The organism is Winogradskya consettensis, from assembly GCF_018332715.1.
Taxonomy (GTDB): Bacteria; Actinomycetota; Actinomycetes; order Mycobacteriales; family Micromonosporaceae; genus Actinoplanes; species Actinoplanes consettensis.
Map to the genome: position 1 here is coordinate 175,514 of NZ_BOQP01000001.1, position 13,254 is coordinate 188,767.

A 13,254-nucleotide genomic window follows, 5' to 3' on the forward strand; every position below is an offset into this window, starting at 1 on the left:
TCATGGGGTTATCTGTCTATAACCCCATGCTTTGGCGCTAACATCTGACCTGATGGACGACGTGACGCGTATTTCCGTGACCGGGGACCGGCCCTACGACGTGCTCGTCGGCCGGGGCCTGTTCGACACCCTGCCCACGCTGGTCGAGGGCGCCGCCCGTGCCGCCGTGCTCTATGCGGCGCCGCTGAAACAGCATGCCGGGCAGGTCGCCGACGTGCTGGCCGCCGCCGGTCTGCGCCCGCTGCCGATCGAGGTGCCCGACGCCGAGGCCGGCAAGAGCGTCGAGGTCGCCGCCCGCTGCTGGGACGAGCTGGGCGCCGCCGGGTTCACCCGTACCGACGTCGTGATCGGCGTCGGTGGGGGAGCGGTCACCGACCTGGCCGGGTTCGTCGCCGCGAGCTGGCTGCGCGGCGTGCGCTGGGTGCCGGTCTCGTCCTCGCTGCTCGGCATGGTCGACGCGGCCGTCGGCGGCAAGACCGGCGTCAACATCGCCGCCGGCAAGAACCTGGTCGGCGCGTTCCATCCCCCGGCCGGGGTGCTCTGCGACCTCGATCTGCTGGCCACCCTGCCCGCCGACGACCTGCTCGCCGGCCTGGCCGAGGTGGTCAAGTGCGGCTTCATCGCCGACCCGGTGATCCTCGACCTGGTCGAGGGCGACCCGGCTGCGTCGGCCGACCCGGCCGCACCGGTGCTGCGCGAGCTGGTCGAGCGGGCCATCCGGGTCAAGACCGAGGTGGTCAGCGCCGACCTGCGCGAGTCCGGCCCCCGCGAGTTCCTCAACTACGGCCACACCCTGGGCCACGCGATCGAGAAGAACGAGCGCTTCCGGTGGCGCCACGGCCACGCGGTCTCAGTCGGCCTGGTGTACGCCGCGGAGCTGGGCCGCATCTCCGGCAGCCTCGACGCCGCCACCGCCGCCCGGCACAGCGCCGTGCTGCAGCTGCTGGGCCTGCCGACGACCTACCGCGCCGACGCCTGGGACGAGCTGCTCCCGGCCATGCGCATCGACAAGAAGGCCCGCGCCGACACCCTGCGCTTCGTCGTCCTCGACGGCCTCGCCAAGCCCGGCATCCTCTCGATCTCGGACGAAGGCATGCTGGCCCAGGCCTACCTGGCGGTCGCGGCGGCATGACTGACTGCACCGAACCGCGCCCGCGTCCGCTTGCGGACGGCCCCGAGAGTGCGGGCCACGAAGGCATGCCAAAGGGGACAGCGTGAGGGTTTATGTGCTGAACGGGCCCAATCTCGGGCGGCTCGGGACGCGGCAGCCGGAGGTCTACGGCCACACCACCTATGCCGACCTGGTGGCGCTCTGCGAGGCGGCGGGCAAGGATCTCGGCCTCGACGTCGTGGTCCGGCAGACCGACGCGGAGCACGAGATGCTGGCGTGGCTGCACGCCGCCGCCGACGAGCAGGCCGCGGTCGTGCTCAACCCGGGTGCCTGGTCGCACTACTCCTACGCCGTCCGTGACGCGTGTGCGATGCTGCGCGACGCCCTGGTCGAGGTGCACATCTCCAACATTCATACCCGCGAGGAGTTCCGGCACCACTCGGTGATCTCCGCGGTCGCGACCGGGGTCATCGCGGGTCTCGGCGTCGACGGATACCGCCTCGCGCTGGCACATGTCGCGGGACGCCCGCGCCCCGATTCGCCTGGTGACGGGTCGCGCCGGTAAACTCGGCCGGTCACCTCTACGTTTTCCCTCTTCCCAAGGCAGGACATGGCTTCCACCAACGACCTGAAGAACGGCCTGGTTCTCAACCTCGACGGCGACCTCTGGGCCGTGGTTGAGTTCCAGCACGTCAAGCCGGGCAAGGGCGGCGCGTTCGTGCGCACCACGCTGAAGAACGTCCTCTCCGGCAAGGTCGTGGACAAGACCTTCAACGCCGGCACCAAGGTCGAGACGGCCACGGTCGACAAGCGGACGATGCAGTACCTCTACCAGGACGGTGAGGACTTCGTCTTCATGGACCTGGACACCTTCGACCAGATCACGGTGCCCGGCGGCACGGTCGGCGAGAACGCCAACTACCTGCTGCCGGAGGCCGAGGCGACGGTGGCGACCCACGAGGGCGTCCCGCTCTACATCGAGCTCGCGACCAGCGTCTTCCTCGAGGTCACCTACACCGAGCCCGGCCTGCAGGGCGACCGCTCGACCGGTGGCACCAAGCCGGCGACGGTCGAGACCGGCGCGACCGTGCAGGTCCCGCTCTTCATCACCACCGGTGAGAAGATCAAGGTCGACACCCGCGACGGCCGTTACCTCGGCCGTAGCTGAGGCCCTGGTAAATGGCTGAAGGTCCCAAGACGCAGATGCCTGCGCGCCGCAAGGCGCGCAAGCGGGCCCTGGACGTCCTCTACGAGGCCGACCTCCGGGACCTCCCGCCGGCCCAGGTGCTCGTCACCTACCTGGACCGGATCGAGAAGCCACGCCCCGATCACCTCGACTACACGGTCAGCCTGGTCGAGGGCGTGGCGAAACACCTGGACCGGATCGACGAGCTGATCTCCAGCTACGCCGAGGGCTGGACGATCGACCGCATGCCCGTGGTCGACCGCAACCTGGCCCGTATCGCGGTCTTCGAGCTGCTCTACGTCGGGGAGATCGACGACCCGGTGGCCATCTCCGAGGCGGTCGAACTCGCCAAGCAGATGTCCACGGACGACAGTCCCCGCTTCCTCAACGGCATCCTCGGGCGCATCGCCGAGTTCGCCACCCGCTGACGGCCGGTCCGGGCCGGGTCGCTTCTGCTGACCCAGCGCCCGGACCTCCGTCGGTTTTTACAGATCGGCCAGCTCGCGGCCCGGCCGGTTCTCAAAGATCGGCCAGCTCGCGGCCCGGCCGGTTCTCAAAGATCGGCCAGCTCGCGCAGCGCGGCCGGTTGGAGCACGATCACGCGACGGTAACCGGTGTCGACCAGCCCGGCCGCGCGTAATTCACGCATCGCCTTCTGCAGGGAAACCTCGGCAGCGCTGCACAACCCGGCGAGCTCCGTCTGGGTCAGATGCACGCCCAGCTGGATCCCTGCCGGAACAGGCAGTCCGTGCATCTCGGCGATCTCCGACAGCACCCGGGCGAGCCGCACCTTGACCGGGTAGGACGCGAAGTCGACGCGGGTCCGGTTGGACCGGCGCAACCGGTCGGCGACGGTGCCCGCCACGGCCAGCGCCGCCTCCGGGTTGTCGCGCAGGAACGGCCGGAACTCGTGGAGATGGATGACGTTGAAGCTCGATGTCGTGCAGGCCGTCACGGTCGCCATGCGCGGGGTGCCGTTCAGCGCGGCCGTCTCGCCGATCAGGTCACCGGAGACCCGGATGTCCAGCAGGGCCTGCCGGCCGTCGGCCATCCGCGCCGAGACCTTGGTGAGCGCGTGCCGGAGCACGATCACGTGGGTCTCGGTCGCATCCTCGGTCAGCAGCGGTGTGCCTGCCGCGACGGTGCGCCGCACCCCGAGCGCGAGGATCCGGTCACGGGTGGCCGGGTCGAGCCGGCCGAGCAATGTGGTCGGTGGGAACGGGGGCAGTGTTTGCGCCACGTCTCCCAGTATCACCCCGCCCATCATCAGGCGTGTGCGAGCAGAGCGGGAACGGCGATCAGCAGCTCCCCTGCGATCATGGCGGCGGCTGCGACGATCAGGCAGTTCAGGCTTCGGCGTACGCGCTGGTGCTTGGCGATCGCGATCCGCGACAGCACCTCGACGAGTTCCCGGAAGTCCCCGTCCGCCGGCCCGAGCCGGCCCGTGCCGCCGGCCGTGTCGAGCCGGGGGCGCAGCGCGTCGGCCAGGAACCAGGCGGCGCCGGCGAGTCCGGCGAGGGCGACCGCGGCGAGGATGCCCCCCGCGTACCGCGCCCACAGGTCGGCCCCGGCCAGGGTGGCGAGGTCGGTGACCCGGCCGGCGAGCAGGGCGGCGCCGCCGAGGACCACACTGGAGAGAGCCGCGATCTTGGTGTCGGCGTGCCGGATGGTGCGCTGGACGAACTCGGCGGTGTGCAGGGCGAGCAGGGGGTCGGCGGGCTGCTGGTCGTCGCGTGCGATGGTCGCCATGGATTCAGTGTCGGCGGGGGCCGGTCCCCGCAATACCTCGAAATATCGGCTGCGCGGGTGCTCCGGATCACGGGCACCAAAAAGTCCGCGTCGCCGGGGCGACGCGGACTCAGATGGTGCGTGTTCAGCTGGGTTCAGCTCGCGAAGAACGCGCGCGGGTCGGCGACCAGCACGCCCTGCTCGGTGAGACGCTCGATCAGGCCCGACGGCGAGATGTCGTAGACGATCGCGAGCGCGCGCAGGTCGTCGGCGCGGATGGAGAGCACGCGTCCGTTGTAGTCACCGCGCTGCTGCTGGATGGCCCGGGCGTAACGCGCGACGTAGGCGAGGTCCTCGCCGGCCGCGTCGTACAGCTTCTCCAGGTCGAGCACGATCTTGTTGGTGGCCTCGAGCCGGACGCCACTGCCGTCGGGCAGCAGCTCGGAGACGGGCACCCGGTAGAAGTCGGCCAGCTCGGCCAGGCGGGAGACGGTGACGGCACGGTCGCCACGCTCGTACGAGCCCACCACGACGGCCTTCCAGCGGCCGTTGGACTTCTCCTCCACGCCCTGCAGGGACAGGCCCTGCTGCTGACGGATGGAGCGCAGGCGGGCGCCAAGCGATTTGGCGTACTCAGACGGCATTCGGACACTCCAGTACTGTGCTGGCCCGGAGGGTTCTTCCTCCGGATCGCTACGCTGCGTGACGGTACGGAGTTTGCGACGCCTGGTCAAGTGTCGGTTGCCTATGAGTCGCTGAGCCAGGGGGTAGATTGCCCGCATTCGTCCGTCTGGTCCCGTGGGTAGGCCACGTCACCATGGTCATCGCCGCACTCGCTGGTAACGTAGCGTCAGCCATCGGGCTCCCCATGATCGGGGGCCTGGTTCAACCCTTCTTTAACGACCCGTCCCGTGAGGCGGGGAAGGAGGTCCGCCGTGGCACCACCACGCGCAGACACCGAAACAGTTCCCGGCAAGGTCATTCTTTCGGGGTCCGACCTGCACAGGGTCGTCGACCGGATCGCACATCAGATCCTCGAGAAGACCTCCGGCGCCACCGGCACGGTCCTCCTGGGAATTCCGACCCGCGGCGTTCCGCTCGCCCACCGTCTGGCCGCCCGGATCCACGCCTTCGAGGGCATCGACATCCCGGTCGGCGCACTCGACATCACCCTCTACCGCGACGACCTGCGGCTGCACGCGACCCGGGCCCTCGGCAGGACAGAAATCCCTGGTGACGGGCTTGACGGGCGGCGGGTGATCCTCGTCGACGACGTGCTGTTCTCCGGGCGTACGGTGCGGGCCGCCCTTGATGCCCTCAGTGATGTGGGCCGGCCGAGTTCTGTGCAGCTGGCCGTTCTGGTCGACCGCGGCCACCGCGAACTGCCCATTCGGGCCGACTACGTGGGCAAGAACATCCCCACCGCGCTCAGCGAGAAGGTGCGGGTGTCGCTCGCCGAGACCGACGACGGCGTCGACGAGGTCAAGCTGTACGGAGACGCCGCATGATCAAGCATCTGAAATCGGCCGCGGACCTCGACGCGGCGACCGCCACGCTCATCCTGGACACGGCGGGTGAGATGGCCGCCCTCGCGGGGCGTGAGGTCAAGAAGCTGCCGACCCTGCGCGGGCGGACGGTGGTCAACCTCTTCTACGAGGACTCCACGCGTACCCGGATCAGTTTTGAGGCCGCCGCCAAACGGCTCTCGGCCGACGTCATCAATTTTTCCGCGAAGGGCTCCAGCGTCTCGAAGGGTGAGAGCCTCAAGGACACCGCGCTCACCCTGCAGGCCATGGGCGCGGACGCGGTCGTCATCCGGCACCCCGCCTCGGGCGCGCCGCACCGGCTCGCCTCGTGGGTGGACGGTTCGGTCATCAACGCCGGCGACGGCACGCACGAGCACCCGACGCAGGCGCTGCTCGACGCGTACACGATGCGGTCCAGGCTCGGAAAGATCGAAGGCCTCAAGGTCGCTATCGTCGGTGACGTCCTGCACAGCCGGGTCGCCCGGTCGAACGTCCTGCTGCTCACCACGCTCGGCGCGCACGTCACCGTGGTCGGGCCACCGACGCTGATCCCGCTCGACGTCGCCGCCGCGCTGGCGCCGGGCATCAAGGTCACCTACGACCTGGACAGCGTCCTCGCGGATTCCGATGTCGTGATGATGCTGCGGGTGCAGACGGAGCGGATGCAGGACTCCTACTTCCCCTCGGCACGCGAGTACAGCCGCCGCTACGGGCTCGACGCCCCGCGCATGCGCAAGCTGCCGGAACACGCGATCGTCATGCACCCCGGTCCGATGAACCGCGGCATGGAGATCGCCCCGGAGGTCGCGGACTCCTCGCGCTCCACCATCGTTGAACAGGTTGCCAACGGCGTCAGCGCCCGGATGGCGGTTCTCTACCTTCTGCTCGGAGGCAAGGCATGACCTCGTACTTACTCAAAGGGGTCTCCGTCCTCGGCGGCTCACCGACCGATCTGCTGATCAAGGACGGGGTGATCGCGTCCGGCGGCGGCAAGGCCGACGAGACGATCGACGCCACGGGCCTGGTCGCGCTGCCGGGCCTGGTCGATCTGCACACCCACCTGCGCGAACCCGGCCGCGAGGACGCCGAGACGGTCGAGACCGGTTCGCGGGCCGCGGCGCTCGGCGGATACACCGCGGTCTTCGCGATGGCGAACACCTCGCCGGTGGCGGACACCGCGGGTGTGGTCGAGCAGGTCTGGCGGCTGGGTCGCGAGGCCGGGCTGGTCGACGTGCAGCCGATCGGCGCGGTCACCGTCGGGCTCGCCGGCAAGCAGATGGCCGAGCTCGGCGCGATGGCGACCTCGGCCGCGAACGTGCGGATCTTCTCCGACGACGGTCACTGCGTCGCCGACCCCCGGCTGATGCGCCGCGCCCTGGAGTACGTGAAGGCGTTCGACGGCATCATCGCCCAGCACGCCGAGGAGCCCCGGCTCACCGAGGGCGCGCAGATGCACGAGGGTGAGGTGTCCACGCGGCTCGGCCTGACCGGCTGGCCCGCGGTCGCCGAGGAAGCGATCATCGCCCGCGACGTGCTGCTCGCCGAGCACGTGGGCAGCCGCCTGCACGTCTGCCACGTCTCCACCGCCGGCTCCGTCGAGGTGCTGCGCCAGGCCAAGGCCCGGGGCGTACGCGTCACCGCCGAGGTCACCCCGCACCACCTGCTGCTCACCGACGAACTCGCGGCCAGCTACGACCCGGTCTACAAGGTCAACCCTCCGCTGCGTACGGGCAAGGACGTCGAGGCGCTGCGTCAGGCGCTGATCGAGGGCGTGATCGACATCGTCGCCACCGACCACGCGCCGCACGCCGTGGAGGACAAGGAGTGCGAATGGGCGTACGCCCGCCCGGGGATGGTCGGTCTCGAAACCGCCCTGCCCGTCGTGCTCAGCGTCCTCGGTGAGCAGTGGGAACTGATCGCCGAACGGATGTCGCGGGCTCCGGCCCGGATCGCGGGCCTGACCGGGCACGGCACCGACCTCAGCCCCGGCTCGCCTGCCAACCTCACGCTGGTGGATCCGGCCGCGCGCCGGGTCGTGGACCCCGCCGAGCTGGCCAGCCGCAGCCGCAACACACCGTACGCGGGCACCACCCTGCCGGGTCGCATCGTCGCGACCTTCCTCCGGGGAGAGCCGACAGTCCTGGATGGGAAGGCCGTCAAGTGAAACCAGCAATTCTCGTGCTCGAGGACGGGCGCACGTTCCACGGAACCTCCTACGGCGCGGAGGGGGAGACGTTCGGTGAGGCGGTCTTCACCACCGGCATGACCGGCTATCAGGAGACGCTGACCGACCCGTCGTACCACCGGCAGGTCGTGGTCCAGACCGCGCCGCAGATCGGTAACACCGGGGTCAACGGCGATGACGACGAGTCCGCGAAGATGTGGGTCGCCGGCTACGTGGTCCGCGACCCCGCCCGCCGCCCCTCCAACTGGCGCTCGACCGGCGACCTCGGTGAGCGACTGGCCGCCGAGGGCGTCGTCGGCATCTCCGGCATCGACACCCGCGCCCTGACCCGCCACCTGCGCTCACGCGGCGCGATGCGGGTCGGCATCTCCACCGTGGAGCTCGACCCGGCGGCGCTGCGGGCCCGGGTCCTCAGCCAGCCGGAGATGACGGGTGCGGACCTGTCCGCGCAGGTCACCACGGACGCGCGATACACCGTCGACGCGGTCGGGGAGCACCGCTACACGGTCGCCGCCCTCGACCTGGGCATCAAGCGCAACGTGTCGCGCCGCCTCGCCGAGCGCGGTGTCACCACGCACGTCTTCCCGGCGTCGACGTCGATCGAGGAGCTGCTCGCGGTCAGCCCCGACGCGGTCTTCCTCTCGCCCGGTCCCGGCGACCCGGCGACCGCGGACGGCCCGGTCGCGCTGGCCCGTGAGGTCATGAACCGGCGGGTGCCGCTGTTCGGCATCTGCTTCGGAAGCCAGATCCTCGGCCGCGCGCTGGGCTTCGGCACCTACAAGCTCGGGTACGGCCACCGCGGCATCAACCAGCCGGTGTTCGACAAGACCACCGGCAAGGTCGAGGTGACCAGCCACAATCACGGCTTCGCGGTCGACGCACCGCTCAACACCGTGATCGACACGGACTTCGGCGGCGTCGAGGTCTCCCACGTGTGCCTCAACGACAACGTGGTCGAGGGCCTGCGGGCACTGGAAGTTCCCGCGTTCACCGTTCAGTACCACCCCGAAGCAGCAGCGGGCCCGCACGACGCGGACTACCTGTTCGACCGTTTCGTGGAGCTTGTCGAGAAGGTCGAGGCCCGCTGATGCCGAAGCGCACAGATCTGCAGCACGTCATGGTGATCGGCTCCGGGCCGATCGTGATCGGGCAGGCCTGCGAGTTCGACTACTCCGGCACCCAGGCCTGCCGGGTGCTGCGCGCCGAGGGGCTGCGCGTCTCCCTGGTCAACTCGAACCCCGCCACGATCATGACGGATCCGGAGTTCGCCGACGCGACCTACGTCGAGCCGATCACCACGGAGTTCCTCGAGCTGGTCATCGCCCGGGAACGCCCCGACGCGATCCTGCCCACGCTGGGTGGTCAGACCGCTCTCAACGCGGCGATCGCCCTGCATCACGCGGGCATTCTCGACAAGTACGGCGTGGAGCTGATCGGCGCCGACATCGAGGCGATCAACCGCGGCGAGGACCGTCAGCTGTTCAAGGACATCGTCGCCAAGGCCGGCGGCGACACCCCGCGCAGCCGGGTCTGCCACTCGATGGACGAGGTCAAGGCGACCGTGGCGGACCTCGGTCTCCCGGTCGTGATCCGGCCCTCGTTCACCATGGGTGGCCTGGGCTCCGGCATGGCACACACCGACGAGGACCTCGAGCGCATCGCCGGTGCGGGCCTGTCGGCGTCCCCGGTGCACGAGGTGCTCATCGAGGAGAGCGTGCTCGGCTGGAAGGAGTACGAGCTCGAGCTGATGCGCGACAAGAACGACAACGTCGTGGTGGTCTGCTCGATCGAGAACATCGACCCGATGGGCGTGCACACCGGCGACAGCGTCACGGTCGCCCCGGCCATGACGCTCACCGACCGCGAGTACCAGAACATGCGTGACCTGGGTATCGCGGTGCTGCGCGAGGTCGGCGTCGACACCGGCGGCTGCAACATCCAGTTCGCGGTCAACCCGGACAACGGCCGCCTGGTCGTCATCGAGATGAACCCGCGCGTCTCGCGCTCCAGCGCGCTGGCCTCCAAGGCGACCGGCTTCCCGATCGCGAAGATCGCCGCGAAGCTGGCCATCGGCTACACGCTCGACGAGATCCCGAACGACATCACGCTCAAGACCCCGGCGGCGTTCGAGCCGGCGCTGGACTACGTGGTCGTGAAGATCCCCCGGTTCGCGTTCGAGAAGTTCCCCGGCGCCGACCCGGAGCTCACCACGACGATGAAGTCGGTCGGCGAGGCGATGAGCATGGGCCGCAACTTCGCCGAGGCGCTCAACAAGGCGATGCGCTCGATGGAGACCAAGGCCGCCGGGTTCTGGACCGCGCCGACGTTCGAGGACCGCGACGAGGCCCTCGAAGCACTGCGGATCCCGCACGACGGCCGGCTCTACACGGTCGAGGCGGCGCTGCGCCTCGGCGCGACCGTCGAGCAGGTGCACGAGGCCAGCGGGCGCATCGACCCCTGGTTCCTCGACGAGATCCAGGCCCTGGTCGACCTGCGCGCCGAGATCCTGGACGCGCCGGTGCTGGACGAGGCGTTGCTGCGCCGGGCCAAGCGCCAGGGACTCTCCGACCGGCAGCTCGCCGCGCTGCGTCCCGAGCTGGCCGGTGAGGACGGCGTCCGCACGCTGCGCCACCGGATGGGCGTACGCCCGGTCTACAAGACGGTCGACACCTGCGCCGCCGAGTTCGAGGCGGACACCCCGTACCACTACTCCACGTACGACGAGGAGACCGAGGTCGCGCCGTCGGACCGGCCCAAGGTGATCATCCTGGGCTCGGGGCCGAACCGGATCGGGCAGGGCATCGAGTTCGACTACTCCTGCGTGCACGCCGTCATGGCGCTCAAGGGCGAGTACGAGACCGTCATGGTCAACTGCAACCCGGAGACGGTCTCGACCGACTACGACACCGCGGACCGACTCTACTTCGAGCCGCTCACGTTCGAGGACGTGCTCGAGGTCTTCCACTCCGAGGACTCCTCCGGCAAGGCGGCCGGCGGCCCCGGCGTGGTCGGCGTGATCGTGCAGCTCGGCGGGCAGACCCCGCTCGGGCTCGCGCAGCGGCTCAAGAAGGCCGGCGTGCCGATCGTGGGTACGTCGCCCGACTCGATCGACCTCGCCGAGCACCGCGGGCTGTTCGGCGCGGTGCTCGCCAAGGCCGGGCTGCGCTCGCCCGACCATGGCACGGCCACCTCGTTCGACGAGGCGAAGGCGATCGCCGACGAGATCGGTTACCCGGTGCTGGTCCGGCCGTCGTACGTCCTGGGTGGCCGCGGCATGGAGATCGTCTACGACGAGCCGACGCTCGCCGACTACATCAGCCGGTCCACGGAGATCTCCCTGGACCACCCGGTGCTGGTCGACAGCTTCCTCGACGACGCCATCGAGATCGACGTGGACGCGCTCTGCGACGCGACCGGCGAGGTCTACATCGGCGGCGTGATGGAGCACATCGAGGAGGCCGGCATCCACTCCGGCGACTCGTCCTGCTCGCTGCCGCCGGTCACCCTGGCCGGTTCGCATCTCGCCGAGGTACGCCGTTACACCGAGGCGATCGCCCGCGGTGTCGGCGTGCGGGGGCTGCTCAACGTCCAGTACGCGCTGCGCAACGACGTGCTGTACGTGCTCGAGGCGAACCCGCGCGCCTCGCGTACGGTCCCGTTCGTCTCCAAGGCGACGGCGGTGCCGCTGGCCAAAGCGGCGGCGCGGATCATGCTCGGCGCCACGATCAAGGAGCTGCGCGAGGAGGGCATGCTGATGCGTACGCGCGACGGCGGTGAGACCCCGCCGAACGCGCCGATCGCGGTGAAGGAGGCGGTGCTGCCGTTCAAGCGGTTCCGTACCCCCGCCGGTAAGGGTGTCGACAGCCTGCTCGGCCCGGAGATGAAGTCGACCGGTGAGGTCATGGGCATCGACCCCGATTTCGGTCCGGCGTTCGCGAAGTCGCAGGCGGCGGCGTACGGCTCGCTGCCGACCAGCGGCAAGGTCTTCGTCTCCGTCGCCAACCGGGACAAGCGCTCGATGATCTTCCCGATCAAGCGCCTGGCCGACCTGGGCTTCACGATCGTCACGACGGCCGGCACCGGTGAGGTGCTGCGCCGGCACGGCATCGCGTGCGAGGTCGTGCCCAAGCACTTCGAAAGCCCGGGTCAGAACGCCGTGTCGCTGATCCAGTCGGGTGAGATCGCTCTGATCATCAACACCCCGCAGGGCTCAGGAGCAAGTGCCCGATCCGATGGGTACGAGATCCGCAGCGCAGCCGTCACCCATGACATCCCGAGCATCACGACGGTTCCCGGTGTCGCGGCGGCCGTGATGGGCATCGAGGCCCTGATGCGCGGCGACATGTCCGTACGCCCCCTGCAGGAGCTGCACGCCTCCTTGCGGGAGAGCGAGTGACGTTCTTCGAGACCGCCGTCCGCCCGGTCCTGTTCCGGGTGGGCGGCGGCGACGCCGAGCAGGCCCACGAGTTCACGCTCAAACGCCTCGCGGGCCTGAGCCCGGCCGTGCGCGCGGTCCTGCGCCGGCGCTACGCGGTGAGCGCCCCCACCGAGGTCTTCGGGGTGCGCTTCCCGAACGCCGTGGGGCTGGCCGCCGGGATGGACAAGAACGGCGTCGCGCTGCCGTCGTGGCCCGCGCTCGGCTTCGGCTTCGTCGAGGTCGGCACGGTCACCGCGAAGCCGCAGCCCGGCAACGACCGCCCCCGGCTGTTCCGGCTGCGGGACTCCGAGGCCGTGATCAACCGGATGGGCTTCAACAACGAGGGGGCCGCCGCACTGGCAGCCCGGCTGTCCGCGCTGGGTCCCATCGGCGTGCCGCTCGGCATCTCGCTGGGCAAGTCGAAGGTCACGCCGCTCGAGGAGGCGGTGCAGGACTATCTGGACTCGTACGAGCTGCTGCACGCGTACGCCGACTACATCGCGGTCAACGTGTCGTCGCCGAACACCCCCGGCCTGCGGACGCTGCAGGACAAGTCGGCGCTCGCCTCGTTGCTCGGCGCGCTGGTCGGCAAGGTCCCGGTGCTGGTGAAGATCGCTCCGGACCTGACCGAGCCGGCCGTCGCGGAGCTGCTCGAGGTCTGCCTGGCGTACGGCGCGGCCGGGGTCATCGCCACCAACACCACGCTCAGCCGTGACGGGCTCGCCGCGGCCGACCAGCCGCGGGCGGGGGAGGCGGGTGGCCTCTCCGGGCGGCCGCTGACCGAGCGGGCGCGCAAGATCGTGCACTTCGTCCATCAGGAGACCGGCGGGAAGCTGCCGATCATCGGCGTCGGCGGGATAGCCGGGCCCGACGACGCGGCCCGCATGTTCGACGCGGGTGCGGCACTGGTCCAGCTCTACACCGGGTTCATCTACCGAGGTCCGGGGCTCGTCAGAGCGGCCGCTCTGACGCGGACCTGAGAAAGCCCGGCTCCGGCCGGGCTTTTTTCTGCCCTGGGCCAGCCCTGGGGAATGCCCTCCCAGGCGCTCCTGGGGCATCTGAGACGCCTTCGCATTACCAGTGACGCCGCCGCGGTGGTGT

The 13,254-nt window shown here is 69.9% G+C and carries 13 protein-coding genes; 10 read left to right on the top strand and 3 right to left on the bottom strand.

All coding sequences use genetic code 11. The features are described 5' to 3' along the window. Positions 1 to 52 precede the first annotated feature (52 nt). The 4 genes from aroB to nusB all read left to right on the top strand — a co-directional run bounded on the left by aroB (position 53) and on the right by nusB (position 2,725). Positions 53 to 1,132, top strand: a complete 1,080-nt coding sequence (gene aroB / locus Aco04nite_RS00875; RefSeq protein ID WP_212995276.1) for a 3-dehydroquinate synthase — start codon at positions 53 to 55, stop codon at positions 1,130 to 1,132. Positions 1,133 to 1,214: 82 nt separating this feature from the next. Beyond that, positions 1,215 to 1,676 carry a type II 3-dehydroquinate dehydratase gene (gene aroQ, locus Aco04nite_RS00880; RefSeq protein ID WP_212995277.1) on the top strand — a complete coding sequence of 154 codons (462 nt, stop codon included), beginning with the start codon at positions 1,215 to 1,217 and terminating at the stop codon, positions 1,674 to 1,676. Positions 1,677 to 1,721: 45 nt separating this feature from the next. Further along, entirely contained in the window at positions 1,722 to 2,279 is a 558-nt protein-coding gene (gene efp, locus Aco04nite_RS00885) for an elongation factor P (protein WP_203837925.1), read from the top strand. A gap of 35 nt (positions 2,280 to 2,314) precedes the next feature. Next, positions 2,315 to 2,725 carry a transcription antitermination factor NusB gene (gene nusB / locus Aco04nite_RS00890; protein ID WP_212995278.1) on the top strand — a complete coding sequence of 137 codons (411 nt, stop codon included), beginning with the start codon at positions 2,315 to 2,317 and terminating at the stop codon, positions 2,723 to 2,725. 125 nt (positions 2,726 to 2,850) lie between these two features. Here nusB and Aco04nite_RS00895 read toward each other — a convergent pair whose 3' ends face one another. The 3 genes from Aco04nite_RS00895 to bldD form a co-directional block, all read right to left on the bottom strand. Continuing rightward, the gene (locus tag Aco04nite_RS00895) at positions 2,851 to 3,537 is read right to left on the bottom strand and encodes a Crp/Fnr family transcriptional regulator (protein ID WP_244875647.1); all 687 of its coding nucleotides are present in this window, start codon (positions 3,535 to 3,537) and stop codon (positions 2,851 to 2,853) included. 26 nt (positions 3,538 to 3,563) lie between these two features. Further along, positions 3,564 to 4,046 carry a hypothetical protein gene (locus Aco04nite_RS00900; RefSeq protein ID WP_212995280.1) on the bottom strand — a complete coding sequence of 161 codons (483 nt, stop codon included), beginning with the start codon at positions 4,044 to 4,046 and terminating at the stop codon, positions 3,564 to 3,566. A gap of 134 nt (positions 4,047 to 4,180) precedes the next feature. Continuing rightward, positions 4,181 to 4,669, bottom strand: coding sequence for a transcriptional regulator BldD (gene bldD / locus Aco04nite_RS00905; protein ID WP_015624001.1), 489 nt, complete (start codon positions 4,667 to 4,669; stop codon positions 4,181 to 4,183). Positions 4,670 to 4,960: 291 nt separating this feature from the next. On the opposite strand from bldD, the gene pyrR reads away from it, so the two are divergent. The 6 genes from pyrR to Aco04nite_RS00935 are packed head-to-tail and all read left to right on the top strand — an operon-like array spanning position 4,961 to position 13,133. Further along, the gene (gene pyrR / locus Aco04nite_RS00910) at positions 4,961 to 5,533 is read left to right on the top strand and encodes a bifunctional pyr operon transcriptional regulator/uracil phosphoribosyltransferase PyrR (RefSeq protein ID WP_203837928.1); all 573 of its coding nucleotides are present in this window, start codon (positions 4,961 to 4,963) and stop codon (positions 5,531 to 5,533) included. Then, entirely contained in the window at positions 5,530 to 6,453 is a 924-nt protein-coding gene (locus Aco04nite_RS00915) for an aspartate carbamoyltransferase catalytic subunit (protein WP_203837929.1), read from the top strand. The genes pyrR and Aco04nite_RS00915 overlap by 4 nt, the downstream gene beginning before the upstream one ends. Further along, a complete protein-coding gene (locus tag Aco04nite_RS00920) occupies positions 6,450 to 7,715 on the top strand; it encodes a dihydroorotase (protein WP_212995281.1) in 1,266 nt (421 codons plus the stop codon). Before Aco04nite_RS00915 ends, Aco04nite_RS00920 begins: the two co-directional genes overlap by 4 nt. Then, on the top strand, positions 7,712 to 8,824 hold the full coding sequence (carA, locus tag Aco04nite_RS00925) for a glutamine-hydrolyzing carbamoyl-phosphate synthase small subunit (RefSeq protein WP_212995282.1): 1,113 nt from the start codon (positions 7,712 to 7,714) through the stop codon (positions 8,822 to 8,824). The genes Aco04nite_RS00920 and carA overlap by 4 nt, the downstream gene beginning before the upstream one ends. Continuing rightward, the gene (gene carB, locus Aco04nite_RS00930; RefSeq protein WP_212995283.1) at positions 8,824 to 12,132 is read left to right on the top strand and encodes a carbamoyl-phosphate synthase large subunit; all 3,309 of its coding nucleotides are present in this window, start codon (positions 8,824 to 8,826) and stop codon (positions 12,130 to 12,132) included. The genes carA and carB overlap by 1 nt, the downstream gene beginning before the upstream one ends. Further along, positions 12,129 to 13,133, top strand: a complete 1,005-nt coding sequence (locus tag Aco04nite_RS00935; protein WP_212995284.1) for a quinone-dependent dihydroorotate dehydrogenase — start codon at positions 12,129 to 12,131, stop codon at positions 13,131 to 13,133. Before carB ends, Aco04nite_RS00935 begins: the two co-directional genes overlap by 4 nt. Positions 13,134 to 13,254 lie beyond the last annotated feature (121 nt).

Bases quoted from the DNA above. Each gene is read 5' to 3' on its own strand.
- aroB (WP_212995276.1), top strand. From the start codon at position 53: ATGGACGACGTGACGCGTATTTCCGTGACCGGGGACCGGCCCTACGAC.
- efp (WP_203837925.1), top strand. From the start codon at position 1,722: ATGGCTTCCACCAACGACCTGAAGAACGGCCTGGTTCTCAACCTCGAC.
- nusB (WP_212995278.1), top strand. From the start codon at position 2,315: ATGCCTGCGCGCCGCAAGGCGCGCAAGCGGGCCCTGGACGTCCTCTAC.
- Aco04nite_RS00900 (WP_212995280.1), bottom strand. From the start codon at position 4,046: ATGGCGACCATCGCACGCGACGACCAGCAGCCCGCCGACCCCCTGCTC.
- bldD (WP_015624001.1), bottom strand. From the start codon at position 4,669: ATGCCGTCTGAGTACGCCAAATCGCTTGGCGCCCGCCTGCGCTCCATC.
- Aco04nite_RS00915 (WP_203837929.1), top strand. From the start codon at position 5,530: ATGATCAAGCATCTGAAATCGGCCGCGGACCTCGACGCGGCGACCGCC.
- Aco04nite_RS00920 (WP_212995281.1), top strand. From the start codon at position 6,450: ATGACCTCGTACTTACTCAAAGGGGTCTCCGTCCTCGGCGGCTCACCG.
- carB (WP_212995283.1), top strand. From the start codon at position 8,824: ATGCCGAAGCGCACAGATCTGCAGCACGTCATGGTGATCGGCTCCGGG.